A 25,627-nucleotide genomic window follows, 5' to 3' on the forward strand; every position below is an offset into this window, starting at 1 on the left:
GGATTACCCGGCTCTTTTTTTGCCGCTGCGGCAGGACTCAGGTGCGCCCGTAGGTATCCTCGAAGCGCACGATGTCGTCCTCGCCCAGATAACTGCCGGACTGCACTTCGATCAGCTCCAGCGGCAGCTTGCCCGGGTTCTTCAGGCGATGGGTCACGCCCAGCGGGATGTAGGTGCTCTGGTTTTCGGTGAGCAGCAGCACGTCCTCGCCGCGGGTGACCTCGGCGGTGCCGCTGACCACGATCCAGTGTTCGGCGCGGTGGTGGTGCATCTGCAGGCTCAGCGTGGCGCCGGGCTTGACCGTGATCCGCTTGACCTGGAAACGCTGGCCGTTGTCGATCGAATCGTAGGCGCCCCACGGGCGGTACACCTTGCGGTGCCAGGTGGCCTCGGAGCGGCCGCTGGCCTTGATCCTGGCCACGATCTCCTTGACCTCCTGGATGCGCTCGCGATGGCCCACCAGGACCGCGTCGTCGGTCTCGACCACCACCACGTCCTGCAACCCGACCATCGCGATCAGCCGCGACCCGTAGGCATAGGTGTTGCGGCAATCGATCTCGATCACGTCGCCGTGGTGCGCATTGCCCTGCGCATCCTGCGGCGACACGTCCAGCAACGCCGACCAGGAGCCCACATCGTTCCAGTTGGCGTCCAGCGGCACCACGACCGCATCGGCGGTCTTTTCCATCACGGCATAGTCGATCGAGTCGGATGGGCTGGCGGCAAAGGCGTCCTTGTCCAGACGGGTGAAATCGGCATCGCGCGTGGCCGCGTTCCAGGCCTTGGTGCAGGCATCGGCGATCGCCGGCTGGAAGCGGCGCAGTTCCTCCAGGTAGCGCGAGGCGCGGAACAGGAACATGCCGCTGTTCCAGTAATACTCGCCCGAGGCCAGGTAGCCCTGCGCGGTCGCCAGGTCGGGTTTCTCGACGAAGCGCTCGACCGCGCTGACCCCGTTGCCGGCGCCGGCCTTGATGTAGCCGTAGCCGGTTTCCGGCGCGGTCGGCTTGATCCCGAAGGTGACCAGCTTGCCTTGCTCAGCGGCCGTCGCGGCGATGCGTACCGCCGCATGGAAGGCCGCTTCGTCGCGGATCACGTGGTCGGAGGGCAGGACAAGCAGCAGCGGATCGGCGCCGTCGCGGGTCGCCTCCAGCGCCGCCACGGCGATGGCCGGCGCGGTGTTGCGACCCTTGGGCTCGAGCAGGATCGACTGCGGCTGCACGCCGATCTGCTGCAGTTGTTCGGCGGCGACGAAGCGGTGCTCTTCGTTGGCGACCACGATCGGCGCGTGCCCGGCGACCGGTGCCGCACGCAGCCAGGTGGCCTGCAGCATGCTGTGTTCGCCGACCAGCGGCAGGAACTGCTTCGGATAGGACTCGCGGGACAGCGGCCACAACCGCGTGCCGGAACCGCCGGACAGGATGATGGGCAGGACGTCGCTCATGGGCGGGGGAACTCCATAGATGCGGTGAAAGGGACGATAAAGGGCATAAGTCCGATCATGCCTTCAGCAGGTCGGAAATTTCGTTGGTGCGCTGTTCCAGCAACGCCGCATCACCACGCGTTTCCACGTTCAGGCGCAGCAGCGGTTCGGTATTGGAGCTGCGCAGGTTGAAGCGCCACTGCGCGAATTCGGCGCTGACGCCGTCGGTGTAGTCCAGCGTCGGCGACTGCGCGGCGTAGTGCTCCATCACGCGGGCCACCGCGGCCTTGGCATCGGCGACCTTGAAGTTGATCTCGCCGCTGCATGGGAATTTCTGCATGCGGGCCTCGACCAGGTCGGCCAGCGAGCGGCCCGACTGCGACACCAGTTCGGCGATCAGCAGCCACGGGATCATGCCCGAGTCGGCGTAGGCGAACTCGCGGAAATAGTGGTGCGCGCTCATCTCGCCGCCGTACACGGCGTTTTCGCTGCGCATCTTCTCCTTGATGAAGGCATGCCCGCTCTTGCACAGCACCGGCACGCCGCCGGAATCCTCGACCATCTCGATGGTGTTCCAGGTCAGGCGCGGGTCGTGCACCACCTTCCCGCCCGGCTGCTTGGCCAGGATCGCCTGCGCCAGCAGGCCGACCAGGTAATAGCCTTCGATGAAGCGGCCGTTCTCGTCGAAGAAGAAGCAGCGGTCGAAATCGCCGTCCCAGGCGATGCCGAAGTCGGCGCCGTGTTGCTTGACCGCCGTGGCCGTGGCCTCGCGGTTCTCCGGCAGCAGCGGGTTCGGGATGCCGTTGGGGAAGTGGCCGTCCGGTTCGTGGAACACGCGCACGAACTCGAACGGCAGGTGCGGCGCCAGCAGGTCGACGATGGCGCCGGCGCCGCCGTTGCCGGCGTTGACCACCAGCTTCAGCGGCTTGAGCGTGGACACGTCCACGTAGCTCAGCAGGTGCTCGATGTAGGCGCTCTTGTCCGGGCGGCTGTGCTCGGGCGCGGTCGGAGTGCCGGCGGGCGCGGTGTCGGCGGCCACGGTGTCGCGGATCGCGAACAGGCCGGTATCGGAGCTGATCGGGCGCGCGTTCTCGCGCACCAGCTTCATGCCGTTGTAGTCCATCGGGTTGTGGCTGGCGGTGACCATCACCCCGCCGGCGGCCTTCAGGTGATCGGTCTGGAAATACACTTCCTCGGTGCCGCACAGGCCGATGTCGATGACCTCGCGGCCGCTGGCGCGCAGGCCGGCGGACAGCGCGTCCTGCAGCCCCTGGCTGGCCAGGCGCACGTCGTGGCCGACCACTACCGGCCCGCTCTCCAATTGCCCCGCCAGCGCCACGCCGATACGGCGGGCCAGGTCCTCGTTCAGTTCGTCGGGAACGCGGCCGCGGATGTCGTAGGCCTTGAATGCGGGAAGCGGCATAGGTGAAGGGTCCTGGCTTGGGGGAAACCGGAGTGTAACGTTCCAGCCCTTAATCGGTCGTTGCGGCAGTGCGACGTAGGCCACGGTCGGCGAGCGGCTAAACTAGCTGTCTACTTCCAATGCGGATGCGGGCCAATGGGCGACACCTCCCCCCGGGCGACCGGGCGACGCGGCAAGCTTTTCCCCGATGCGGCCACGGCGCTGGCCGACGTGGTGGCGAACGGCCAGACCCTGGCGGTCGGCGGTTTCGGCCTGTGCGGCATCCCCGAGGCGCTGATCGCGGCATTGCGCGACAGCGCCGTGACCGGGCTCACGGTCATTTCCAACAATGCCGGTGTCGACGGCTTCGGCCTCGGCCAACTGCTGGCGACCCGGCAGATCCGCAAGATGATCTCGTCCTATGTCGGCGAGAACAAGGAATTCGAGCGCCAGTACCTGGCCGGCGAGCTGGAGCTGGAGTTCAATCCGCAGGGCACCCTGGCCGAACGGCTGCGCGCCGGCGGCGCCGGCATCCCCGCGTTCTTCACCGCCACCGGCTACGGCACCGTCGTCGCCGAGGGCAAGGAGACGCGCGAGTTCGACGGCAAGCACTATGTGCTGGAGACCGCGCTGCACGCCGACGTGGCCCTGATCAAGGCATGGAAGGCCGACGCCGCCGGCAACCTGGTGTTCCGCAAGACCGCGCGCAACTTCAACCCGGCCTGCGCGATGGCCGGCAAGGTCTGCATCGCCGAGGTCGAGCAGCTCGTCGACACCGGCAGCATCGATCCGGACCAGGTGCACCTGCCCGGCATCTACGTCGACCGCATCGTGCACAACCCGCATCCGGAAAAACGCATCGAACAGCGCACCCTGCGCCAGAAGGACGCCTGACATGGCCTGGACCCGCGACGAAATGGCGCAGCGCGCCGCCCGCGAACTCACCGACGGCGCCTACGTGAACCTGGGCATCGGCCTGCCGACCCTGGTCGCCAACCACATCCCCCAGGGCGTGGACGTGTGGCTGCAGTCGGAGAACGGCCTGCTCGGCATCGGCCCGTTCCCAAGCGAGGACGAGGTCGACGCCGACCTGATCAACGCCGGCAAGCAGACCGTCACCGCCCGCGCCGGCGCCAGCTATTTCGGCAGCCACGATTCCTTCGCGATGATCCGCGGCGGCCACATCGACCTGGCGATCCTGGGCGCGATGCAGGTCAGCGCGCGCGGCGACCTGGCCAACTGGATGGTGCCGGGCAAGATGGTCAAGGGCATGGGCGGGGCGATGGACCTGGTCGCCGGGGTCAAGCGCGTGGTGGTGCTGATGGAGCACGTGGCCAAGGACGGCAGCCACAAGATCCTGCCCGACTGCGACCTGCCGTTGACCGGCGTGGCGGTGGTCGACCGCATCGTCACCGATCTGGCGGTGTTCGACGTGACCGCGGAGGGACTTGTGCTGGTGGAGGCGGCCGATGGCGTGGAGGAGGCGGAACTCGTTGCCAAGACCGGGGTTCCTTTCCGCAGAGCGTGACGCTGCAGCGAGCGCGGACGCGGCTCAGATGGCCACGGCGACCAGGCCGCGGCCAGTGAACGCATCGCTGACTGCGAGGCCGCGCGTCCAGTCGCCGGCCTGCCAGCGGCCTTCGCCCAGGCAGCGCAATGGCGCCTGGATCAGTGCGCGGTCGAACGCGAATTGCCAAGTCTCGCTGCCGCCGATGGCGCAAAGGTCGGCGACGAAATCGAGCGCGCCTCGCTGGACTGCGGCGACCGTGGCGAAGTGCATGGGATCCAGGTCGTTGTCGGCGAAGACGGGTTCGACCTCGCCATCGTCGCGCAACGCGAAATGTGAGAACTGGCCATCCGGTGCGGTCAGGAAGGTTTCCAGCAGCAAGTCGTGTTGCAGGATCACCGAGGTTTCCGCATCCGCGTTGCGGCCATCGAAGTAACGGGCTTCGGCCCAGCCGCTGGCCTGGATTTGAGCGATGCCGTCGTTCACCGCGAAATAGCCGCCCCCCAGCGTGGTTCCAGTCAACCTGCCCAGTTGCGCCTGAATTGTGCCTGCGTAGCCCAGGTCGGCAACCATGGCTGGTGCGTCATCGACCGTAGCGCGCCAGTAACGCAGATAGCCTTCGCGTTCAACGGCGGCTACGTCGAGCAGTTCCGGTATCGCAGGCGCCAATTTTTGCAGCAAAGCGGTGCGCATCTCTGGCAACATCACCATGCCGCGCATGTCTGCGGCGCCAAGTTGCGCTGCGATCGCGCGTGTCGCAGCGGTGCCGAGCCGTGCCTGCAGCAGATCCTGCAGGCTGCCGGTATAGGTACTGCCGAACAATGCCTCCAGGTCGTTGGCCTCGCGTAGCGTCGGTACGCCGGTGCCGCGGCGCGAGGCCAGCAGATAGCGGTCGCGCAGCGCTGCCAGCGGCGGACATGCCGCCTGCAGCTGCGCAAACGCTTTTTGCAGCAGATAGCCTTCCCTGCTCAGGAATAGGATCTGGCCAATGCCGCGCGACAGCGCCACGCGCGACAGCCACAGCAGGTAATCGGCGAGCAACGGGCCAAACACCAGATAGCCGAGCGAGGTCGGCGACTCCAGGCGCAGATGGTGGCCGAACTGCTCCGGCCGGGTATCGGCCAGATCCGCCAGGTGGCGACTGAGTAGGCCCAGCCACAACTGATCCTGCCAGGGGCTGGATGCGCCCGCGGCAGGTCGCAGCGGGCGCAACGCCGGGACCACGTCGAGCAAAGCCGATGGTCGCAGAACATGCACGGGCGTGAGATAGCCGTGCATCTGTGGGCGCTGGATATCCGCCTGTTCGTTGTCGCCGATGTGCATCCAGTGCCGTGCCGCCACGCCTTCGCGCGCCGGCAGCTGTTCCCAGGCCTGGCCGTCATCCTTGCGCCAGCCGGTTTCGCAAGAGACATACCAGGCTTGCGGCAGTCCGCCGACTGCTGCTGGCAACACCTTTTGCAGGTCGGCGCTGCCCAGGTACATGTCCGACACCGCGACCAGGCGCCGGCCGCTGGCGGCAAGCGCATTAGCCGCGGCAACCAGCGCCTGGCGCGGCTGCAGCAGACGTGCTTCGGTATCCAGTTCCAGTGCCTGCAGCGCTTGCAAGGGCAGGTCCTTCGCTTCTGCGAGCCGTGCCATTGCGGCGTAGATGGCGTCTAGGTCGACGTCACGTCCTGCTGCCGCTCGCGCGAGCGCTTCGGCACGATCGCGTAACGTGGCGAACCCCCGGACGCCAAGGGTCTCGGCTGCCAGATGAGCAAGATAAGCGCGTGCTCCGGCCGGGGTCAGGAACGGACGCGTTACCAGTGTGTCGAAAACATCCAGCGACACCAGCTTTGCCTCGATCGCCGACATGGTCATGCGCGTGGCCAGAGGCATCTGGAAGGCCTGCATCCAATTACGGCTGCCTTCCGTGCTCAGTGCAAGCCGCCCATCCGGCGGTAGGATGCCGGCCAGCAGTCCTTGTTGGCGTACCACGGCCACGAACATCCGCTCCAGCGCATGCTGTAGGGTTCCATCGGTCTGGCCGCGCTCTTCGGGGAAATCCTGCAAGCTCAACCCAAGTGCGTAAATGGGTTGCAATGCCGTTACTCGTGCCCAGAACATTGAGCCTGCCGGGTAATCGATATAGGCAGAGGCATCAATGGCGATCCCCAGCTGCTGTCCCAGTTCGCGGCAAACCTGCAGATTGCTGAGCCAGGTGTGGCCCCACAGAGGTATGCCGGTAAAGCTTTCCGGGTAGACGATTCCCAGTCTCGGCTCGGCATCGAACATGCCGAGGGTCCAGGCGATGCGCTGTGTTGAGCCGAACAGCGCAGCGGTCAGATAATCACGCCAATCGCGGCGTTCGCTGCCGGTGTATAGGGATTTCTTGGTATGCCAGTGCGCCACGACGTCGAGCGCGAGAATGTCCTCGCGGAACGTCACGATCAACGGCGCCAGGTCGCGGCCACGATTGGCGACCTTGCGTACTTTCAGCGTCTGCAGGTTCGGCAACGACGACAGGTGCTGTTGGGCAGCGGCACGCGCGTCGTCATCGATGACCGAAACCATCAGCACGTACGGCACCGGCATGGCCGTCAGCGCCTGGGTCAATTCGCCCAGAAGGTCGGGGTAAAAAACGTGGGCCATCACGCCCACGCGCAGTTGCACGCGCTCGATCGGCGTTGGCGCGGGGAACATGACATCGGATGGCGGCGCTACCGACACCTGCGCGTGCGCGGCATTGCGCAAGCGCCGCACGAAACCGGCAAGGCCCAGCGCCCGCAGCACCTTCCAGCTACGCTCGGCAACGGCAAGCAGGCCGCGCCAGCCGCCGCCGTGCCGCTCGACAGCCGTACGCGCGGCGCGCTCAGCCTTGTGCCAGGTGGCTCTCATCGCGAGGTCACGTGGCGAAGAACGCGGCTGCGGCGCAGCAAGAGCATCGCGTCGGAAGCGGGCGGCTCACAGGTTCTGGTAATTCGGGCCGGAGCCGCCTTCCGGCGTGACCCAGTTGATGATCTCGTAGGGATCCTTGATGTCGCAGGTCTTGCAGTGCACGCAGTTGGCGGCGTTGATCTGCAGGCGCTTGCCGGCCGCGTCGTCGACGATCTCGTAGACCGCGGCGGGGCAGAAGCGGGTGCAGGGGTTGCCGTATTCCTCGGTGCAGCGGGTCACGCAGATCTGCGGGTCCAGCACGTGCAGGTGCACGGGCTGGTCCTCGTCGTGTTCGGTGGCGGCGAAGTACACGCCCTGCAGGCGGTCGCGCGGCGCCAATTCGCGCTGCACGTAGTCGCGCTTGGGCTGTTCGTGCTCGCCGAGCCGGTCCAGCGACGACCAGTCCGCCGTCACCTTCAGCGTCCACGGCGAAGCGCCCTTGACCAGGGTTTCCCAGGCGCCGTTGAGCAGGCCGAACCACATGCCCTTCTTGAACCCGGGCTTGATGTTGCGCACCTGGCGCAGTTCGGCCATCACCTCCGAGCCGCGCAGCTTGGCGTCGAAACCCGCCGGATCCAGTGCGGCGCCGGCGGCCAGGTGTTCGGCGGCGAGCATGCCGCTGCGGATCGCCTGGTGGGTGCCCTTGATCTTGGGCACGTTGAGCAGGCCGGCGGTGTCGCCGATCAACAGCGCGCCGGGCATCTCCACCTTCGGCAGCGACTGCCAGCCGCCGCTGGCGATGGCGCGGGCGCCGGCCGACAGGATGGTGCCGCCTTCCAGTAGCGGCTTCATCAGCGGGTGGTTCTTCCATTGCTGGAACGCTTCCCACGGGCGGTACTCGGGGTCGTGGTAATCCAGTCCGCTGACGTAGCCCAGCGCCACCTGGTTGTTGTCCAGGTGGTACAGGAAGCTGCCGGCATAGGTGGCATTGTCGGCCGGCCAGCCCAGGGTGTGCACGATCTTGCCGGGCACCACGCGGCCTTCCGGCAGCTGCCACAGTTCCTTGATGCCGATCGAGAAGGCCTGCGGATCGTGCCCGGCGTCGAGCGCGAAACGCTTGATCAGGCGCTTGGTCAGGTGGCCGCGCGCACCCTCGGCCAGCACCGTGACCTTGGCGCGGATGTCGATGCCGGGGGTGTAGCCGGGCTTGTGCGCGCCGTCCTTGGCCACGCCCATGTCGCCGATGCGCACGCCGAGCACGGTGCCGTCGTCGGCATGCAGGGTCTCGGCCGCGGCGAAGCCGGGATAGATCTCCACGCCCAGCGCCTCGGCCTGCGGCGCCAGCCACGCGCACAGCGCGCCGAGGCTGACGATGAAGTTGCCGTGGTTGCGCATGCCCGGCGGCACGATCGGGAACTTGCGTCCGCCGTCCTTGCTCAGGTGCCAGAACTCGTCCTCGCCGGCCGGCACGCAGATCGGCGGCGGGTTGTCGCGCCAGCCGGGCAGCAGCGCGTCCAGCGGGGCCGGTTCGATCACCGCGCCGGACAGGATCTGCGCGCCGACCGCGCTGGCCTTCTCGATCACGCAGACCGAGATGTCGGGGTTGAGTTGCTTGAGCCGGATCGCGAACGCCAGCCCGGCTGGGCCTGCGCCGACGGTGACCACGTCGTATTCCATGACGTCGCGTTCCACTGGCTCCGGCGCGCTGGCGCCGCCTTCCAATCCCGTCATCTGGTCCGCTCCCGTTGGCTCGATCTGGCTGTCTGCATTTTCAGGCTTTGTGCGTGACGGGGCAAATTCCGGACGCTGGCGTATGGTGGGCCAGGGCATGCTAGCGTGGCGCGATGCAACTTGACCTGCCCGGCGCCGACGTCCGCTGGCTGCCTGGCTGGCTGGCGCCGGCCGAGGCCGCGGCGCTGTTCGCGCAGTTGCTGGCCGGGGTGGAGTGGGAGGTTCACCGCATCCGCCTGTTCGGGCGGCTGGTGGATTCGCCGCGGCTGAGTTGCTGGATCGGCGACCAGGGGGCGAGCTACCGCTACTCCGGCACCCGCTTCGCGCCGCATCCGTGGCCGCCGGCGCTACGGGCGTTGCGCGAACGGCTGGCGGCGGAAACTGGAGTCGCGTTCAACAGCGTGCTCGCCAACCGCTACCGCGACGGCCACGACGCGATGGGCTGGCACAGCGACGACGAAAAGGAACTCGGCCCGCGCCCGCTGATCGCCTCGCTGAGCCTGGGCGCCACGCGCCGCTTCGTGCTGCGCCATCGCCTGCAGCCGACGCTGCGCCAGGCGCTGGAGCTGAGCGCCGGTGGATTGATGTTGATGGGTGGCGAGACCCAGCGCCTTTATCGGCATGCGTTGCCGCGGACTGCGAAGCCGGTGAGCGAGCGGATCAATCTGACGTTTCGCAGGATCGCTGCTGGATAATCATGAGATTGTTCCATCCAGAACATTCCGAAGCGGCTCCGCATACGATTGACCGCCAGTAAGGGCGGCCAATCGCAAAGACTACTTATAGGAAAACGTATCCGATTACACCATCCATTGCCTTATTGGGCACATTCTCGCATACCGAACTTAGCGTGTCGAAATGGTCGGCACGAGTTGGAGTGTAGCCGCGCATACAGCGATAAAGAGGCACCGTGCCAGGGATCTGCGTGTCGGCGACATATCCCAAGATTGGCATGAAGGTCGATAAATTCTTGCCTTCACAGTTCGGGTCAGGTGAAGTGAAAAAATCGTTGGCGCCAGCGATGAAGCAGTTGTAAAGCGCGTGCCCGCCGGAAAACGGCGTGTAGGAGATGAAGCCCAAGCTGCCTTCGTATCGCCAGCCCAACTGCTCCCAATTCTGGGGCATGCTGCGACCAGACCAATGATTGCGCTCCTTGGGGTTGTAATAGCGATACAACTCAACGAGTTGGACCCCGTCAGGAACGGCCATCGTGCTCGTATCCGTTCCCAACCTGGCCGTTTCTGGAAGATCTGGCATCTGTACCAAACTTTGTGCTGCGGCGGACGAGGCAAGCACACTCGCTGCGCTCAGGATCAGTCCGCCCATCAATATCTTCATCTTCATCGAGTAAATCCTTTTTTTTATTTATGCGAACTCATGTCCGCGGCCGAATTTTACCAACTCCGTTTGGGCTCGATAAGTCGACTAGTTCGCTGTATGTGTCTGATAAGGCGCACGTAATTGGTGTGCCGCTCTTGCCGCCAACTGAAAAGGGAATGGCATCACCCTGAGGGCGTGCTGGAGGTCGCCTTTGGAGTTAGCGCCGCGATGCTGGAGCGAGCTGCGGCACCGGCGCCAGGGCGGTCGCCGCGTCGGCCTGGCCCTGCTGCAGGGTCCAGCCGACCACTCCGCCGCTCAGCTGCGTCAGTGCCTGGCCGAACGCGTCGGCGACCTGGGCCTTGTCGGTGCTGGCGGCCGGCTGCGCGGCGAGGAAGGTGCGCGAGGCGACCACGCGCTGGTCGGGCGTGTACAGCAGCTTGGCGCTGAGCTCGATCGTGGCCGAGGGCAGGTCGCGGCCGGCGTAGTCGGATTCGAAGCGGCGCAGGTCCAGCAGCAACTTGTAGTCGGCGCGGATGCCGGTGCCGAGCCGGGCCACGCCGGGGATGCGCCCGGAATCCTCGAACGCGCGCACCAGCGTGTCCTCGAGCATGTCGGTGGCCGGCTGCGCCCAGCCGACGCCGCTGTAGACCTGCAGTTCGCCCGGGGTGGGACGCACCGCGATGCGCGAACTGTCGACCACGCGCGCGGCGCTGGGCTTGGCGATCGCCAACTGCCAGGTCACCTGCGGCCAGGACGGGTCCGGGGTCACGCGCACGTCGGGCGCGTAGATCGTGACCGGCTCCTTGCTGCCGCCGGTCAGCGCGGAGCAACCGGCGAGCAGCAGCAGGGCCGGGACGGCGAGCAGCAGGAGGGCGCGCGTAGGCTTCATTTGGGTTCGAACTCCTTCGGGGCGTCGCGGCCGAGCAGGTAGCGCGCGGGGTTGTTGTCCAGGCGGTCGCTGACCCGGCGCAGGTCGCGGATCAGCCCGCGCAGTTCGGTCAGGGTCGGGCCGAGCTGGCCCAGGCCGTCGTTGGCGAAGCTGTTGATCGCCGAGCGGTTCTCGCCAAGGATCTTGTCGGCGTTGCCGCTGGCCGAATCCAGCTTGCTCAGCGTGCTCTCCAGCTTGTCCAGGATCGGCGGCAGCTGCTGCACCAGGTTCTGGTCCAGGCGCTGGATGGTGCCGTTGGTGGTCTTCAGGGTCACGTCGAGATTGCGTGCGGCGTCGCGCGCGCTGAGGATCAGCGACTGCATGCCTTCGTCGCGGTCGGCCAGCGAGCCGCTGATCGTTTCCAGGTTGTGCAGGGTGGCGGTGATGCTGGCCACGTTGCGGTCGCTGAGCACCTCGTCCAGGCGCTCGACGATGCGGTTGGCGGTATCGGTGATGTTCTGCAGCGCCGACGGCGTGGTCTGGATGATCGGCGCGTCGCTGGTGTCGATGGAGGTCAGCGACGGCGCCTCCGGGGTGCCGCCGGAGAGCTGGATGATCGACGGCCCGGTCAGGCTGGTGATGCCCAGCTTGGCGCGGGTGTCGCTCTTGATCGGGGTGGTCGAGTTCAGCCGCACCCGCGCCACCACCTGGCGCGGATCGTTCGGCGCCAGGGTCAGTTCGGTGATCGAGCCGACCGCGATGCCGTTGTACTGCACCGGGCTGCCCACCGACAGGCCGGTGACCGCCTCGCGGAACACCACCCGGTACTCCTGCCAGGTGCGGTCGGACGAATACTTGGCGGCCCACAGCCCGAACAGCAGCAAGGCGAGCCCGGCCACGATGGTGAAGGCGCCGATCAGGACGTAGTTGGCTTTGGTTTCCATGGCTCAGGCGTTCTCGGTCCAGGCGGTTTTGGCGTCGCGGGCCGCGCGCGCGCGCGGGCCGTGGAAATATTCCTGGATCCAGGGGTGGTCGACCTGCTCGATCTCGGCCAGCGGCGCGGTGGCGATGACCTTGCGGTCGGCCAGCACCGCAACGCGGTCGCAGATAGCGTACAAGGTGTCCAGGTCGTGGGTGATGAGGAACACGGTCAGCCCCAGCGCTTCCTGCAGGGTGCGGATCAGGCGGTCGAAGGCGGCCGCGCCGATCGGGTCGAGCCCGGCGGTGGGTTCGTCCAGGAACAGCAGCGGCGGATCCAGCGCCAGCGCGCGCGCCAGCCCGGCGCGCTTGCGCATGCCGCCGGACAGCTGCGAGGGCAGCTTGTTGATCGCATCGGCCGGCAACCCGGCCAGCTTCACCTTCAGCAGCGCCAGCTCGTAGTGCCAGCTGTCGGGCAGCTCGCCGAAGTGTTCCTTCAGCGGCACCTGCACGTTCTCGCCCACGCTCAGCGAGGAGAACAGCGCGCCGTCCTGGAACAGCACGCCGGTATTGCGCTCCACGTGCAGGCGGTCTTCGCGGCGCTTGGAATCGGTGTCCACGCCGAGCACGCGGATGTGGCCGGCGTCGGGGTCGCGCAGGCCGAGGATGCTGCGCATCAGCACCGACTTGCCGGTTCCCGAGCCGCCGACCACGCCAAGGATCTCGCCGCGGCGCACGTCCAGGTCCAGGTCCTCGTGCACGGTCTGGCTGCCGAACCGGTTGAGCAGGCCGCGGACCGAGATCGCCAGTTCGGGATCGGGATTGGGGATTGGGGATTGGGGATTGTTCAAGGCAATGGCTCCCGGCCAGGCAGCGCGCGGCGTCCGCCTTCGACGAATGCCCGGTTTCCGATTCCCGATTCCTGCTTCATCTCACCATCCCACGTTCATGAACCACAGCGCAGCGATCGCGTCGATGATGATCACCAGCGAGATCGTCTGCACCACGCTGGAGGTGGTGCGCTCGCCGACCGACTGCGCCGTGCCCTCCACGCGCAGGCCCTCCAGGCAGCCGATCAGGCCGATCACGATCGCGAAGATCGGCGCCTTCGACAGGCCCACCAGCATGTGCCGCAGCTGGATGGTGTCGTGCATGCGCGCCAGGTACATCTGCGGCGGGATGCCCAGGTCGAAGGCGCCGACGGTGACGCCGCCGGCGAGGCCGGCGATCATCGCCACGAAGGTCAGCAGCGGCAGCATCACCAGCAGCGCCACCAGCCGCGGGATCACCAGCAGGTCCATCGGGTCCAAACCCAGGGTCTGGATCGCGTCGACCTCCTCGCGCGCCTTCATCGCGCCGATCTGCGCGGTGAAGGCGCTGGCGGTGCGCCCGGCCAGCACGATGGCGGTCAGCAGCACCGCGAACTCGCGCAGGAAGGCGATGCTGACCAGCTCCACCACGTAGATCTCGGCGCCGAAGTCGCGCAGGATGGTCGAGCCCAGGAACGCGATCACCGCGCCGACCAGGTAGGACAGCAGCGCCACCAGCGGCACCGCGTCCAGCCCGACCTGCTCCATGTGGTGCACGGTGGAGGTCAGGCGGAAGCGCCGCGGCTCGTGCACCAGGCGCAGCACCTTGACCAGGGTCTCGCCGAGGAAGCCGACCAGCGCGACGATTTCCTTGCCGTTGCGGTGCACCGCGTAACCCAGGCGTTCCAGCGCCGCGGCGAAGCCGTAGTCGCGCTTGCGCTTGGGGCGGTCGTCGGCGACGTCCTCGATGGTGCAGACCAGCGCCTGGTGGTCGTGGCGGAAGGTCAGCGCCTCGTGGGCGATGCCGTTGCGGGTGGCGTAGCGCATCAGCTGCAGCACGCCGGCCGAATCCAGCTGGCCGATGCCGCTGGCGTCGATGCCGGTGGTGCCCGAGGGCATCGTGCGCAGCACGTCCGACGACGCCAGCGCCGTGGCCAACGTCCAACTGCCGGACAGCCGCACCCGCGAAGGGTCTCGGTCGTCCTGGCTGAGGGTGGGCGGTTGCGGTTCGATCATGAGGCGTCCGGGGCGTGCGGGCGCGAGCATACCTGTTTCGCCTGCCCCGCAACGTCGGCATGTTGCACAGGGTGGCTGCGCGCGGCGTTCGCGCCATACTAGCCGACATGCCCGCCGCGCCCACCGCCAGCCCGTCCACCGCCGCCACCTATGCGCAACGGATCGCGTTCGTCTCCGAGATCGCCGGCCGCCTGCACACCTACGGCACCACCGCGCAGCGCCTGGAGGCGGCGGTGGTGGCGCTGTCGCAGCAGCTGGACCTGGACTGCGAGCCCTGGTCCAACCCGACCGGGCTGATCCTCAGCTTCAGCGATCCGACCAAGGCGATCGGCTCCAGCGACATCACCCGCGTGGTGCGGCTGGCGCCGGGCGACAACGACCTGCACAAGCTCAGCGTCGCCGACCGCATCGCCGACGACGTCGCCAGCGGGCGCATGAGCGTGGCCCAGGGGCATACCGCGCTGCGCCAGCTGGACCGCCCGCCCGGGCGGCGCTGGAAGGCGATGCAGATCCTCGGCTTCGGCCTGGCCGCCACCGGCGTGGCCGGGCTGTGGCGGCTGCCGTGGCTGGACATCGCCACCGCCACCGCGATCGGCCTGCTGATCGGCGCGTTGACCCAGTTCACCGACAAGCGCCCGGCCGCCAAGGAGGCCAACGAGGCGCTGGCGGCGCTGCTGGCCGGTGTGGTCGCCGCGTTGGTGGCGACCAGCGTGGCGCCGCTGAACCTCAATTCGGTGATCATCGCCTCGCTGGTGGTGCTGCTGCCGGGTATGGCGCTGACCAACGCGGTCAACGAACTCACCAGCCAGCACTGGGTGTCCGGCACGGCACGCTTCGCCGGAGCGGTGACCACCATCCTCAAGCTGACCGTGGGCGCGGTGATCGCGGTGACCCTGGCGCAGCTGCTGGGCCTGGAGCCGATGGTGCACGCGTCGCGGCCGCAGGCGGGGTGGGTGGAATGGGCCTCGCTGCCGATCGCCGCGTACGCGTTCGCGCTGCTGTTCAAGGCCAGCGGTCGCGATTATCCGTGGGTGATGGCGGCCTCGGTGGCCGGCTACGTGATCGCGCGCGTCGCCGGCGAGGCCTGGGGCAGCCCGGTCGGGATCTTCCTGTCGGCGATGTCGCTGACCGCGGCCGGCAACCTGTTCGGCCGGCTGGTGCAGCGCCCGGGCGCGCTGATCCGGCTGCCCGGCATCATCATGCTGGTGCCGGGCAGCGCCAGCCTGCGCGGGTTGCTGACGCTGGTGCAGCAGCACGACGTGCCCGGCGGGCAGTCGGCGTTGCTGGCGGTGACCAATATCGTGATGGCGCTGGTCGCCGGCCTGCTGTTCGGCAACCTGCTGGTGCCGGCGCGCAAGAATCTATAGTCGCGGTCTGCGCGGCGCGCATAAAAAACGCCGGCTCGCGCCGGCGTTTTCCGAATATCCGCCAATCTGCGGGATCAGTTTTTCGATGCGGCGGACTTGCTGGCTTTCTTGGCGACTTTCTTGACCGCCTTCTTGGCGGTCTTCTTGGCCGGCACGGCGGACTTGGCCGGCGCCGCGATCAGGAAATCTTCGACCTTCTTGCCCTTGCCCACCTGCTCGGCCAGCCAGCGCGGCTGCTTGCCGCGGCCGGTCCAGGTTTCCGCGGTATTGGCCGGATTACGGTATTTCGGCGGCACCTTGCCCAGCTTGCGGCCCGGCTTCGGGCCCGGCTTGCCGGCGGCCTTGCGACCGCGCTTGGCCGGAGCGGCGCCACCGAGGACCTCGTCGAGGCTGTAGCCGTGGGTCTTGGCCAGGCGTGCCAGCTGGGTGCGGACCTTTGCGATGGGCGTGCGCTTGGCGACGATGGTCTGTTGTTTCTTGGCAGTCTTGATAAGAGCGCCCAACTGCTTGGCCGACAGGCCGCTGAGATCGATGGTCATCTGTACTCCGGAAAATGGATGAGGGCATACAGCCATTCCCTGGCTCGAGCGGAATCATAATATCGCTTTATCGGATTGACAAATATTCCGTTTATTCGATATGCGCGGCCGTCGCTGGATCCGGCGTGCGGGGACACTTATACGCGCCGGATTCGGCTTGTCAAATAAACCGGCATGCCGCCGCGATCGGGCCGGGCATATTGCCGCAGCAAATGTGCAAGCCGTGTCGTAGCGGCGGTCGGGCAAAAAAAAGGCCGGGATATATATTCCCGGCCTTCCCGATTAACCCTGCAGGCGCGCCAGCAATGCCGTGCGGTCCAGGTTTTCGGCTTCGCCGCCGCTGCGCGCGCGGTATTCGAAGGTGCCGGCGGCCAGCCCGCGCTCGGAGACCACCACGCGGTGCGGAATGCCGATCAGTTCGATATCGGCGAACATCGCGCCGGCGCGCAGGCCGCGGTCGTCGAGCGCCGCGTCCAGCCCCGCCTGCTGCAGCTCGGCCAGCAGCGCCTCGCCGGCCGCGTCGATCGCCGGGTCGCGCTTGGGGTTGATCACGCACACCGCCACCGACCACGGCGCCATCGGCTGCGGCCAGCGGATGCCGGCCTCGTCGTGGTTCTGCTCGATCGCCGCGGCGACGATGCGCGAAATGCCGATGCCGTAGCAGCCCATCGCCATCGCCACGGTCTTGCCGTTCTCGTCCAGCACGGTGGCGTCCAGCGCCTGCGCGTACTGGCGCCCGAGCTGGAACACGTGGCCGACCTCGATGCCGCGCGCCAGGCGGATCTCGCCGCCGTCGTGGGCGCGCTCGCCCTCGACCACGTTGCGCAGGTCGGCGACGGCGTCCGGCTCGGGCAGGTCGCGGCCCCAGTTCACCCCGGCCAGATGGAAGCCGGCCTCGTTGGCGCCGACCACGAAATCGGCCATCGCCGCCACGTCGCGGTCGGCGACCACGCGGATCGGCTGGCGCGGAGCGAGCGGGCCGAGGAAGCCGGGCTCGCTGCCGAGGTGGGCGCGGATCTCGGCCTCATTGGCCATGCGGTAGCCGGCCAGGCCGGCGACCTTGCCCAGCTTGATCTCGTTGACCGCGTGGTCGCCGCGCACCAGCGCCAGCACGAAGGCGTCGCCGGCCATCACCGCGACCGACTTGACCGTGCGTTGCAGCGCGATGCCGAGCAGGTCGGCCACCGCTTCGCAGGTCTTCTGGGTGGGCGTGGCGACCTTGCGCAGCTCCTCCTGCGCCGCCGCGCGCGGCGCCGGGTCGGCGGCGACCGCGGTCTCGACGTTGGCCGCGTAGTCCGAGCCGGTGGAGAAGGCCAGCGAATCCTCGCCGGACTCGGCCAGCACGTGGAATTCCTGCGAGGCGTCGCCGCCGATGTCGCCGGAATCGGCCTGCACCGCGCGGAACTGCAGGCCCAGGCGGGTGAAGATCCGGCTGTAGGCGGCCTTCATGTTTTCGTATTCGCGGGCCAGGTCCTCGTCGCTGACGTGGAACGAATAGGCGTCCTTCATCAGGAACTCGCGCGCGCGCATCACCCCGAAGCGCGGGCGGATCTCGTCGCGGAACTTGGTCTGGATCTGGTAGAAATTGACCGGCAGCTGCTTGTAGCTGCTCAGCTCCTGGCGCGCGAAATCGGCGGCGGCCTCCTCGGCGGTGGGGCTGTAGCAGTATTCCTGGTCCTTGCGGTCCTTCATCCGCAGCATCAGCCCGCCGAACTTCTTCCAGCGCCCGGTGGCTTCCCACAGCTCGCGCGGCTGGATGGTCGGGAACAGCACTTCCACGGCGCCGGCGCGGTTCATTTCCTCGCGCACCACCGCTTCCACCTTGCGCAGCACGCGCAGACCCAGCGGCGACCAGGTGTACAGGCCGGAGGCGAGCTTGCGGATCATGCCGGCGCGCAGCATCAGCCGGTGGCTGACCAGTTCGGCGTCGGCCGGGGTTTCCTTGGTGGTGTGCAGGTGGAACTGGGAAAGGCGCATCGAGGGGCTTCGCTAACGGCGGGCGCCCATTTTGCCAGTCATTGCCGGCGCTGCGGGGATGCGCGGCGGCCCGCGCCGGGTCCGCGCCGGCCGCGCGCGTTCATTCCGCGGCGGGCGGCGGCGCGCAATAGGCCTTGATCGCGGCCTCGGCCAGGCCCTTCTGCGCCTCGCGCTGCGCCTCGTCCAGTTCCGCGTCGGGCTTGCCGTCGCCGTCGCGGTCGGTCATCACCTTGCCCGGCTTGCCGAGGATGTCCAGGTTCTTGCGCGCGCTCAGGCAGTTGGCGTTCTCGGCCGGGGCGGCGGCCTCGGTGGCTTCGGCCGGGGCGCCGCCATGGCCGTCGACCCGCCGCGCCTGGTACTTGCCGCCCGGCGGCGGGCTCTCCGAATAGTGGGTGACGCCCTGCGCGTCCTTCCATTGGTACAGGGTGGCGGCGCCGGCCACGCCGCTGGCGGCGGCGAGCAGGGACAGGCAGCAAAGCCGGGTCAGGGCGCGCATCACGTTCTCCAGGGCGGGGCCAGCGCCGATTGCAGCACCCGCCGACGGGCCTGGCAAGTCGATTAAACTGCCGGGATGGACCCATCCCGACCGCCACCCCGTTCGCGCACCATCTATCTGCTGCCGAACCTGTTCACCACCGCCGGCCTGTTCTCCGGTTTCTACGCCATCATCGCCGCCGCCAACGGCCAGTTCGTGCACGCCAGCGTGGCGGTGTTCGTCGCCGCGGTGATGGACGGGCTGGACGGGCGGGTGGCGCGGCTGACCGGCACCAGCAGCGAATTCGGCGTGCAGTACGACTCGCTGGCCGACCTGGTCAGCTTCGGCATGGCCCCGGCGCTGGTGATGTACCACTGGTCGCTGTCGGCGCTGAAGTTCGACGGCAGCGTGATGGGCCGGGTCGGCTGGTCGGTGGCGTTCCTCTACGCGGCCTGCGCCGCGCTGCGCCTGGCGCGCTTCAACACCCAGGTCGGCACGGTCGACAAGCGCTGGTTCGTCGGCCTGGCCAGCCCGGCCGCGGCGGGGCTGATGATGGCTTTCGTATGGGCGTTCGCCGACGGCAACCTCGGCTGGGACGGCGAACAGTTGCGCTATGTGGCGCTGGGCCTGACCGTGGTCGCGGCGCTGTTGATGGTCAGCCGCATCCGCTTCTGGAGCTTCAAGGGCGGCGGCGAGAAAGGCCCGCGCGCCGACCGCGTGCCGTTCCTGATGTTGGTGCTGGCGTCGGTGGTGATCGCGGTGCTGGTCATCGACCTGTCGCGCGCGCTGCTGGCGATCGGCGTGCTGTATGCGCTGTCCGGCCCCTGCCATTGGCTGTGGCGGCGCTGGCGCAAGCTGCCGGACGCGACGTGAGCGAGGCAATGACCCACGACGCGCCGTTGTGGTCGGCCGAGCAGCATGGCTGGCTGCAGGCGCTGGGGCATACGCTGTATGTCGGTGCCGACGCCGATATCGCCGCCGTGGTCGCGCAGCCGGCGCAGGTGCGAGATTCGCCTGCCGCCGATGCGGCCGCGCCCGCGCCGCTGCCCGAGCATGCAGCGCTGGCGTATGCGGCGCGCGGCGCAACGCCCACGCCCGCGGAGCCGTCGCCGCGCGCGCGGGCGCCGGCCGCACCGGCGGCCTATCCCGAGCCACAACGCGCGGCGCCCGCACCGGTTGCGCGCCGCGCCGGCCTGCGCTTGCCCGATCGGCTGCAGATCGCCTTGTTGCGTGCCTCCGGGCGCAATCCGAACGATCCGGCCACGCAGACCCTGATGGCGACCTGGCCGCTGGCCGAACTGCGCGGCAACGCCGCCGCCAAGCGCGCGCTGTGGCCGCAGCTGCGCGCACTGCGCAAGCAGGCGCCGCGATGAGTGCGTTGGGCTCGTCCGCCTCCTCGCCGGCGGCGGCGACGCTGCGCAGCCTGCGCGAGACCGACCTCGACACGGTGATGGAGATCGAGCGCCGCGCCTATCCGTTCCCGTGGACGCGCGGCATCTTCCGCGACTGCCTGCAGGCCGGCTACCCGGGTTGGGTGCTGCTGGAGCAGGGCCAGATCGTCGGCTACGGCGTGATCAGCGTCGCCGCCGACGAGGCGCACATCCTCAACGTCTGCGTCGCGCCGGAACGGCAGTCGCGCGGCTACGGCCGCCTGCTGCTGCGCGCGCTGATCAAGTACGGCGCCGACCTGGGCGCGCGCCGCGTGTTCCTGGAAGTGCGCCCGTCCAATCCCAGCGCGATCGCGCTGTACCACAGCGAAGGCTTCAACGAGATCGGCCGCCGCCCGCGCTATTACCCGGCGGCCAACGGCCGCGAGGACGCGCTGGTGATGGCGATCGAGCTGTTCTTCGAAGGCATGTCGTAGCGCGCGACGCAGGCCGCCGGCACCGCGCCGGCATGCTGTTTTTGCGTGCCGGCGGTTTTCGTGGCACGTTGTTTCCTTCCCGATGAAGTGCTTGCAGGTGCAGCGTTGCGTGCGCCCGCCGCGCGCTGCGCACGCGCTGGCGGACAGCGTCGCTCGGGCATCCCGTCGCCGCCGCCTCGCGACGCAGGCGTTGCATGCCGAGCGCACCGCCGGTGGCGCGGGCACTGCATTTTCCAGGGTTTTCCCGGCCGCGTTGCACGTCTGCGCAATGTCGCGACTTGTCGTCGGGACAGCGTTGTTGTCCCGCAGCGGTAGCGGGCAGACGCGCCGCTTCGCGAGCGCGGTTTGTTAGATGCCATCCCCATATCGCAGCGCTGGATCTGCGCGTACCGCATTTGTCTCTTCCCAAGCCGAATGCGCTCCCTACAGTGCGCGCCTCTTCGGCGCTGCCTGGTTCGATGGCATGAGGCGCAGTTGTCCGAAGGGACAGCGAATGCGCACGCGTCGTTTGCGTTTTCCGCGCAGCGGAACGCGCCGCGCCTGCGCCGACTCCACCCATGCTCACGAGGTCCCAGGATGAAGACACAGTCTCTCAACGCAGCGTCTCCGCGCACGCTCACCCAGGCGCTCGCGCTCGCCGTCTGTCTGGCGGGCGCGACCGGCAGCGCCTATGCCGATGCCAGCCTGGAGGTCGCCAGTACCGGCTGGGCGACGCAGAACGGCGGCACCAAGGGCGGTTCCAAGGCCGCGGCGGCCAACGTCTACAGCGTCAGCACCGCCGCGCAACTGAAGGCCGCGCTGAAGGCCAGCGTCGGCAGCAACGGCCGCATCATCAAGATCAGCGGCATCATCGACATCAGCGAAGGCACGCCGTACGCCACCACCGCGGACATGAAGAGCCGCGCGCGCCTGGACGTGCCCACCAAGACCACGCTGATCGGCGTCGGCAGCAATGCGCAGATCCGCGAGGGCTATCTGTACGTCAAGGCCAACGACGTGATCATCCGCAACCTCACCATCGAGAACCCGTGGGATCCGCAGCCGGTGTGGGACCCGGACGACGGCAGCGCCGGCAACTGGAATGCCGAGTACGACGGCCTGACCATCGAGGGCGCCAGCAACGTGTGGGTGGACCACGTCACCTTCACCGACGGGCGCCGCACCGACGACCAGAACGGCACCGCCAACGGCCGCCCCAAGCAGCACCACGACGGCGCGCTGGACGTGAAGAAGGGCGCCAACTACGTGACCATCTCGTATTCGGCGTTCAAGTCGCACGAGAAGAACAACCTGATCGGCTCCAGCGACAGCGCCTCCAGCACCGACAGCGGCAAGCTGAAGGTGACCATCCACAACACCTTGTTCGAGAACATTTCCGCTCGCGCGCCGCGGGTGCGCTTCGGCCAGGTGCACCTGTACAACAACTACCACGTCGGCAGCACCAGCCATCCGGTGTACAAGTTCTCGCACGCGCACGGCGTGGGCAAGGAATCGAAGATCTTCTCCGAGAACAACGCCTTCGACATCGCTGGCGTCAGCGGCTGCGACAAGATCGCCGCCAACTATGGCGGCAGCGTGTATCGCGATTTCGGCTCGCTGCTCAACGGCCAGGCGCTGACCTGTTTGTGGAACAACAGCATCGGCTGGACGCCGCCGTACACCTATTCGCTGCTGCCGGCGAACCAGGTGGCGAACGACGTCAAGGCCAAGGCTGGCGCCGGCAAGCTCTGAGGGAGGCGACACCGCTGTCCGGGATGCCGGGCAGCGGTGCGCGTGCGGCTTCGATTGCAGACAGTGCCACTGTAGGAGCGGCTTCAGCCGCGACCTGGGCTTTCCCGGTAATGCCTGTCGCGGCTGAAGCCGCTCCTACAGGGTGCAAGCGGGTTGCTGGGAAGAACGCGTGGGTCACCGCATGTCGCGCTGCCGGCGCGCTCGCCGGCAGCGACAGCCGCGCACCTACAGCTTGGCGCGCTGCTCGCGCAGGCCGGTGAGCTGCGCCGTCCAGTCGGCCAGGCGCTGCCGCTCCTGCTCGACCACCGCCGCCGGCACCTTGTCGGTGAACTTCTCCAGCTTGGCCGCGCTCTTGTCTTGCTCGGCGCCGACCCGGGCAATCTCCTTGTCCAGGCGCGTGCGCTCGGCATCCAGGTCGACCAGCCCCTGCAGCGGCACCAGCAGCCGCAGCTCGCCGACGATCGCCGCGGCCGCCGGCGGCGTGTCCTGCGCCGGTTCCAGCCACTGGATCGACTCCAGCCGCAACAGGAACGACAGCTGCGAGGCGAAACGCGCGACGCGCGCGCGGTCGTCGGTCAGGCCACCCTGCAGCAGCAGCGGCACCAGCTTGGATGGCGGCACGTTGAGTTCGCTGCGCACCCGGCGCAGCGCCGAGACCATGGCCTTGAGCCATTCGATGTCGGCCTCGGCGCTGGCGTAGGCGCTCACGTCCAGGTCGCCGGCGCGCGGGTACGGCTGCAGCGAGATGGTCGACGCGGCGATGCCCAGGCGCGGCGCCACCTGCTGCCACAGTTCCTCGGTGACGAACGGGGTCAGCGGGTGCAGCAGGCGCAGCAGCGTCTCCAGCACGTGCAGCAGGGTGTGGCGGGTGCTGTCGGCGGCGACGGCGTCGTCGCCGTTCAAGGCCGGCTTGGTCAGCTCCAGGAACCAGTCGCAGAACTCGTTCCATGCGAACTCGTACAGCGACTGCGCCAGAAGATCAAAGCGGTAGGCGGCAAAGTGCGCCTGCGCCTCGACAGCGACCTTGTCCAGCCGCACCAGGATCCACTTCTCCGCATCGGTTGCCGGCACGAGCCGTGCCGAGTCCCGAGTCCCGAGTCCCGAGTCCCGCGCTTGCGTGTTCATCAGCACGAACCGGCTGGCATTCCACAGCTTGTTGCAGAAGTTCTTGTAGCCCTCGGCGCGGCCCAGGTCGAACTTGATGTCGCGGCCGTGGCTGGCCAGCGCGGCGATGGTGAAGCGCAGCGCGTCGGCGCCGTGGGCGATGATGCCCTCGGGGAATTCCCTGCGCGTGGCCTTCTCGATCTTCTCGGCCATGCGCGGCTGCATCAGTCCGGTGGTGCGCTTGGCGACCAGGTCCTCGATGCTGATGCCGTCGATGATGTCCAGCGGGTCGAGCACGTTGCCCTTGGACTTGGACATCTTCTGCCCGTCCTTGTCGCGGATCAGGCCGGTGATGTACACGTCGCGGAACGGCACCTGGCCGACGAAGCTGTCGGTGGCCATGATCATCCGCGCCACCCAGAAGAAGATGATGTCGAAGCCGGTGACCAGCACGCTCGACGGCAGGTAGCGGTCGAAGCCGCGCTCTGCCATCGCCTGCGGATCCGGCCAGCCCATCGTCGAGAACGGCCACAGCTGCGCGGAGAACCAGGTCTCCAGCACGTCGCTGTCCTGGTGCAGGGCGACATCGGCGCCGAGGCCATTCTTCGCGCGCGCCTCGGCCTCGTCGCGGCCGACGTAGCAGGTGCCGGCGTCGTCGAACCACGCAGGAATGCGGTGGCCCCACCACAGCTGGCGGCTGATGCACCAATCCTGGATGTTCTCCATCCAGTGGCGATAGGTGTTGATCCAGTTCGGCGGCACGAACTTCACCTGGCCCGATTCGACCAGCTCCAGGCCGCGCTTGGCCAGCGCGTCCATCTTCACGAACCACTGGTCGGTGAGGTAGGGCTCGATCACCTGGCCGGTGCGGTCGCCGCGCGGCACCTGCAGCTTGTGCGGCTTGGTCTCGACCAGGATGCCGAGGTCCTCGAGTTCTTCCAGCACCGCCTTGCGCGCGTCGTAGCGGTCCAGGCCGCGGTACTTCTCCGGCGCGTTGTCATTGACCGCCGCGGTCGGGGTGAACAGGTTGATCATCGGTAGGTCGTGACGCACGCCGACCTGGTAGTCGTTGAAATCGTGCGCCGGAGTGACCTTGACCACGCCGGTGCCGAACGCGCGGTCCACGTAGTCGTCGCCGATCACCGGAATCCGGCGCCCGGTCAGCGGCAACGTCACCGTCTTGCCGATCAGGTGCGCGTAGCGCGCATCGTCCGGATGCACCATCACCGCGGTATCGCCGAGCATGGTTTCCGGGCGCGTGGTGGCCACGACCAGATAGTCGCGGGTCTCGCGCAAGGTTTCGTTGCCGTCGGCGTCGCGCTCGACGTGTTCGTAGCTGGCGCCGTCCTCGAGCGCGTAGGCGATCGACCACAGGAAGCCGTCTTCCTCGACGTTCTCCACTTCCAGGTCGGAGATCGCGGTCTTCAGCACCGGGTCCCAGTTGACCAGGCGCTGGCCGCGGTAGATCAGGCCCTGCTCGTGCCAGCGCACGAACGCTTCGACCACCGCCGCCGACGGCTGCGGGTCCATGGTGAAGGTGCTGCGCGACCAGTCGCTGGAGGTGCCCAGGCGGCGCATCTGCCGCTCGATGGTGTCGCCCGACTGCGCCTTCCACTCCCACACCTTGGCGATGAAGCCCTCGCGCCCCAGCGAATCGCGGGTCTCGCCCTTGCCTTCCAGCGCCAGGTTGCGCGACACCACCATCTCGGTGGCGATGCCGGCGTGGTCGCTGCCGACCTGCCACAGCGTGTCGAAGCCACGCATGCGGTGGTAGCGCACCAGCGCGTCCATCAGCGTCTGCTGGAAGGCGTGGCCCATGTGCAGCGTGCCGGTCACGTTCGGCGGCGGCAGCAGCACCGTGTACGGCTCGCCCTGGCCGGACGGCTTGAAGTAACCGGCCTGTTCCCACGCCGCATACAGGCGCGATTCGAAGGATTTGGGGTCGTAGCTGGAGGCGAGGGTGGTCATGGGAAGCCGGGATTCGTTATTCGGGATTGGGGATGGGGCGCGGGGATGGTGCCGGTGAAGGAAGAGTGGGAGCCCATCCCGAATCCCCAATCCCCACTCCCGGCTCCATCACATGTCGTACTTGCTGACCTCGAAGCCCAGCGCCTTGTACTGTTTCCAGCGCTCGCGCAGCGGCTCGCGCGCGGCCGGGTCGGCCGGCACCACTTCCAGCACGCGCTCGCAGGCGCCGAGGTAGGCGTCGTCGCGCAGGTTGATCACCAGCGCGCGCGAGGGCGCCTCCACCCCGGGCGGGGCGATCAGCACCTGCGCCTCTTCCTCGTCGACATCGGCGCCGGCGATCTGGTGCGGGATGTAGGCGTCGTCGTCGAACGCCCACAGCAGCTCGTCCAGCTCCTCGGCCTGCGCCTGGTCGCGCGCCAGCACCAGCGTCCACAGGTTGGCGTCGTTGGCCTTGCGTGCCAGTTCGCAGACCAGGCGCAGCGGCTCGGTGAGGAACCGCGGCTTGGCGATCAGGTAGAAGTCGGCGCGCATTAGA

The 25,627-nt window shown here is 67.9% G+C and carries 22 protein-coding genes; 8 read left to right on the forward strand and 14 right to left on the reverse strand.

Features of this window, described 5'->3' with window-relative positions; genetic code table 11:
- Positions 1-37: 37 nt before the first annotated feature.
- Positions 38-1,441: a mannose-1-phosphate guanylyltransferase/mannose-6-phosphate isomerase gene (locus NUG20_RS04045; protein WP_263397170.1), complete on the reverse strand. Its 1,404-nt coding sequence runs from the start codon at positions 1,439-1,441 to the stop codon at positions 38-40.
- Between the two features lie 55 nt (positions 1,442-1,496).
- Positions 1,497-2,843 carry a phosphohexomutase domain-containing protein gene (locus NUG20_RS04050; RefSeq protein WP_263397171.1) on the reverse strand — a complete coding sequence of 449 codons (1,347 nt, stop codon included), beginning with the start codon at positions 2,841-2,843 and terminating at the stop codon, positions 1,497-1,499.
- A gap of 135 nt (positions 2,844-2,978) precedes the next feature.
- On the opposite strand from NUG20_RS04050, the gene NUG20_RS04055 reads away from it, so the two are divergent.
- Together NUG20_RS04055 and NUG20_RS04060 are read left to right on the forward strand one after the other, a co-directional pair.
- Complete coding sequence (locus NUG20_RS04055) at positions 2,979-3,716, forward strand: CoA transferase subunit A (protein WP_263397172.1); 738 nt, start codon at positions 2,979-2,981, stop codon at positions 3,714-3,716.
- Between the two features lies 1 nt (position 3,717).
- Positions 3,718-4,350: a CoA transferase subunit B gene (locus NUG20_RS04060; protein WP_263397173.1), complete on the forward strand. Its 633-nt coding sequence runs from the start codon at positions 3,718-3,720 to the stop codon at positions 4,348-4,350.
- Between the two features lie 24 nt (positions 4,351-4,374).
- On the opposite strand, the gene NUG20_RS04065 is transcribed toward NUG20_RS04060, so the two are convergent.
- Together NUG20_RS04065 and NUG20_RS04070 are read right to left on the reverse strand one after the other, a co-directional pair.
- Positions 4,375-7,206 (reverse strand): rhamnan synthesis F family protein, encoded by a 2,832-nt coding sequence (locus NUG20_RS04065; RefSeq protein WP_263397174.1) that lies wholly within the window; start codon positions 7,204-7,206, stop codon positions 4,375-4,377.
- A gap of 66 nt (positions 7,207-7,272) precedes the next feature.
- Positions 7,273-8,916: an electron transfer flavoprotein-ubiquinone oxidoreductase gene (locus NUG20_RS04070; protein WP_263397175.1), complete on the reverse strand. Its 1,644-nt coding sequence runs from the start codon at positions 8,914-8,916 to the stop codon at positions 7,273-7,275.
- A gap of 113 nt (positions 8,917-9,029) precedes the next feature.
- Between NUG20_RS04070 and NUG20_RS04075 the strand changes: the two genes are divergently transcribed.
- On the forward strand, positions 9,030-9,611 hold the full coding sequence (locus NUG20_RS04075) for an alpha-ketoglutarate-dependent dioxygenase AlkB family protein (protein ID WP_263397176.1): 582 nt from the start codon (positions 9,030-9,032) through the stop codon (positions 9,609-9,611).
- A gap of 85 nt (positions 9,612-9,696) precedes the next feature.
- Here NUG20_RS04075 and NUG20_RS04080 read toward each other — a convergent pair whose 3' ends face one another.
- The 5 genes from NUG20_RS04080 to NUG20_RS04100 all read right to left on the reverse strand — a co-directional run bounded on the left by NUG20_RS04080 (position 9,697) and on the right by NUG20_RS04100 (position 14,067).
- Positions 9,697-10,260, reverse strand: coding sequence for a hypothetical protein (locus tag NUG20_RS04080; RefSeq protein ID WP_263397177.1), 564 nt, complete (start codon positions 10,258-10,260; stop codon positions 9,697-9,699).
- A gap of 193 nt (positions 10,261-10,453) precedes the next feature.
- Positions 10,454-11,125 (reverse strand): ABC-type transport auxiliary lipoprotein family protein, encoded by a 672-nt coding sequence (locus NUG20_RS04085; protein ID WP_263397178.1) that lies wholly within the window; start codon positions 11,123-11,125, stop codon positions 10,454-10,456.
- On the reverse strand, positions 11,122-12,048 hold the full coding sequence (locus NUG20_RS04090; protein ID WP_263397179.1) for an MlaD family protein: 927 nt from the start codon (positions 12,046-12,048) through the stop codon (positions 11,122-11,124). The genes NUG20_RS04085 and NUG20_RS04090 overlap by 4 nt, the downstream gene beginning before the upstream one ends.
- A gap of 3 nt (positions 12,049-12,051) precedes the next feature.
- Positions 12,052-12,873, reverse strand: coding sequence for an ABC transporter ATP-binding protein (locus NUG20_RS04095; RefSeq protein WP_263397180.1), 822 nt, complete (start codon positions 12,871-12,873; stop codon positions 12,052-12,054).
- A gap of 81 nt (positions 12,874-12,954) precedes the next feature.
- The gene (locus tag NUG20_RS04100) at positions 12,955-14,067 is read right to left on the reverse strand and encodes an ABC transporter permease (protein ID WP_263397181.1); all 1,113 of its coding nucleotides are present in this window, start codon (positions 14,065-14,067) and stop codon (positions 12,955-12,957) included.
- Positions 14,068-14,174: 107 nt separating this feature from the next.
- Here NUG20_RS04100 and NUG20_RS04105 point away from each other — a divergent pair, with 107 nt between their 5' ends.
- Entirely contained in the window at positions 14,175-15,434 is a 1,260-nt protein-coding gene (locus NUG20_RS04105) for a threonine/serine exporter family protein (RefSeq protein ID WP_263397182.1), read from the forward strand.
- Positions 15,435-15,508: 74 nt separating this feature from the next.
- On the opposite strand, the gene NUG20_RS04110 is transcribed toward NUG20_RS04105, so the two are convergent.
- From NUG20_RS04110 to NUG20_RS04120, 3 genes are all read right to left on the reverse strand, one after another.
- Positions 15,509-15,973, reverse strand: coding sequence for an H-NS histone family protein (locus NUG20_RS04110; protein WP_263397183.1), 465 nt, complete (start codon positions 15,971-15,973; stop codon positions 15,509-15,511).
- A 282-nt stretch (positions 15,974-16,255) separates the two neighbouring features.
- On the reverse strand, positions 16,256-17,950 hold the full coding sequence (locus NUG20_RS04115; RefSeq protein ID WP_263397184.1) for a proline--tRNA ligase: 1,695 nt from the start codon (positions 17,948-17,950) through the stop codon (positions 16,256-16,258).
- Between the two features lie 100 nt (positions 17,951-18,050).
- Positions 18,051-18,446 (reverse strand): DUF4124 domain-containing protein, encoded by a 396-nt coding sequence (locus tag NUG20_RS04120; protein WP_263397185.1) that lies wholly within the window; start codon positions 18,444-18,446, stop codon positions 18,051-18,053.
- Positions 18,447-18,521: 75 nt separating this feature from the next.
- Between NUG20_RS04120 and pssA the strand changes: the two genes are divergently transcribed.
- From pssA to NUG20_RS04140, 4 genes are all read left to right on the forward strand, one after another.
- Positions 18,522-19,298: a CDP-diacylglycerol--serine O-phosphatidyltransferase gene (gene pssA / locus NUG20_RS04125; RefSeq protein WP_263397186.1), complete on the forward strand. Its 777-nt coding sequence runs from the start codon at positions 18,522-18,524 to the stop codon at positions 19,296-19,298.
- Between the two features lie 8 nt (positions 19,299-19,306).
- On the forward strand, positions 19,307-19,798 hold the full coding sequence (locus NUG20_RS04130) for an alanine acetyltransferase (RefSeq protein ID WP_263398388.1): 492 nt from the start codon (positions 19,307-19,309) through the stop codon (positions 19,796-19,798).
- Positions 19,795-20,289 carry a ribosomal protein S18-alanine N-acetyltransferase gene (gene rimI, locus NUG20_RS04135; protein WP_263397187.1) on the forward strand — a complete coding sequence of 165 codons (495 nt, stop codon included), beginning with the start codon at positions 19,795-19,797 and terminating at the stop codon, positions 20,287-20,289. Before NUG20_RS04130 ends, rimI begins: the two co-directional genes overlap by 4 nt.
- 576 nt (positions 20,290-20,865) lie before the next feature.
- The gene (locus tag NUG20_RS04140; protein WP_263397188.1) at positions 20,866-22,020 is read left to right on the forward strand and encodes a pectate lyase family protein; all 1,155 of its coding nucleotides are present in this window, start codon (positions 20,866-20,868) and stop codon (positions 22,018-22,020) included.
- 225 nt (positions 22,021-22,245) lie between these two features.
- Here the strand turns inward: NUG20_RS04140 and NUG20_RS04145 are convergent, their stop codons facing one another.
- Positions 22,246-25,092, reverse strand: coding sequence for a valine--tRNA ligase (locus NUG20_RS04145; RefSeq protein WP_263397189.1), 2,847 nt, complete (start codon positions 25,090-25,092; stop codon positions 22,246-22,248).
- 108 nt (positions 25,093-25,200) lie between these two features.
- Positions 25,201-25,623, reverse strand: a complete 423-nt coding sequence (locus NUG20_RS04150) for a DNA polymerase III subunit chi (RefSeq protein WP_263397190.1) — start codon at positions 25,621-25,623, stop codon at positions 25,201-25,203.
- Positions 25,624-25,627: the final 4 nt, after the last annotated feature.

It is taken from the genome of Xanthomonas sp. CFBP 8443 (assembly GCF_025666195.1).
In the GTDB taxonomy this organism is placed as follows: domain Bacteria; phylum Pseudomonadota; class Gammaproteobacteria; order Xanthomonadales; family Xanthomonadaceae; genus Xanthomonas_A.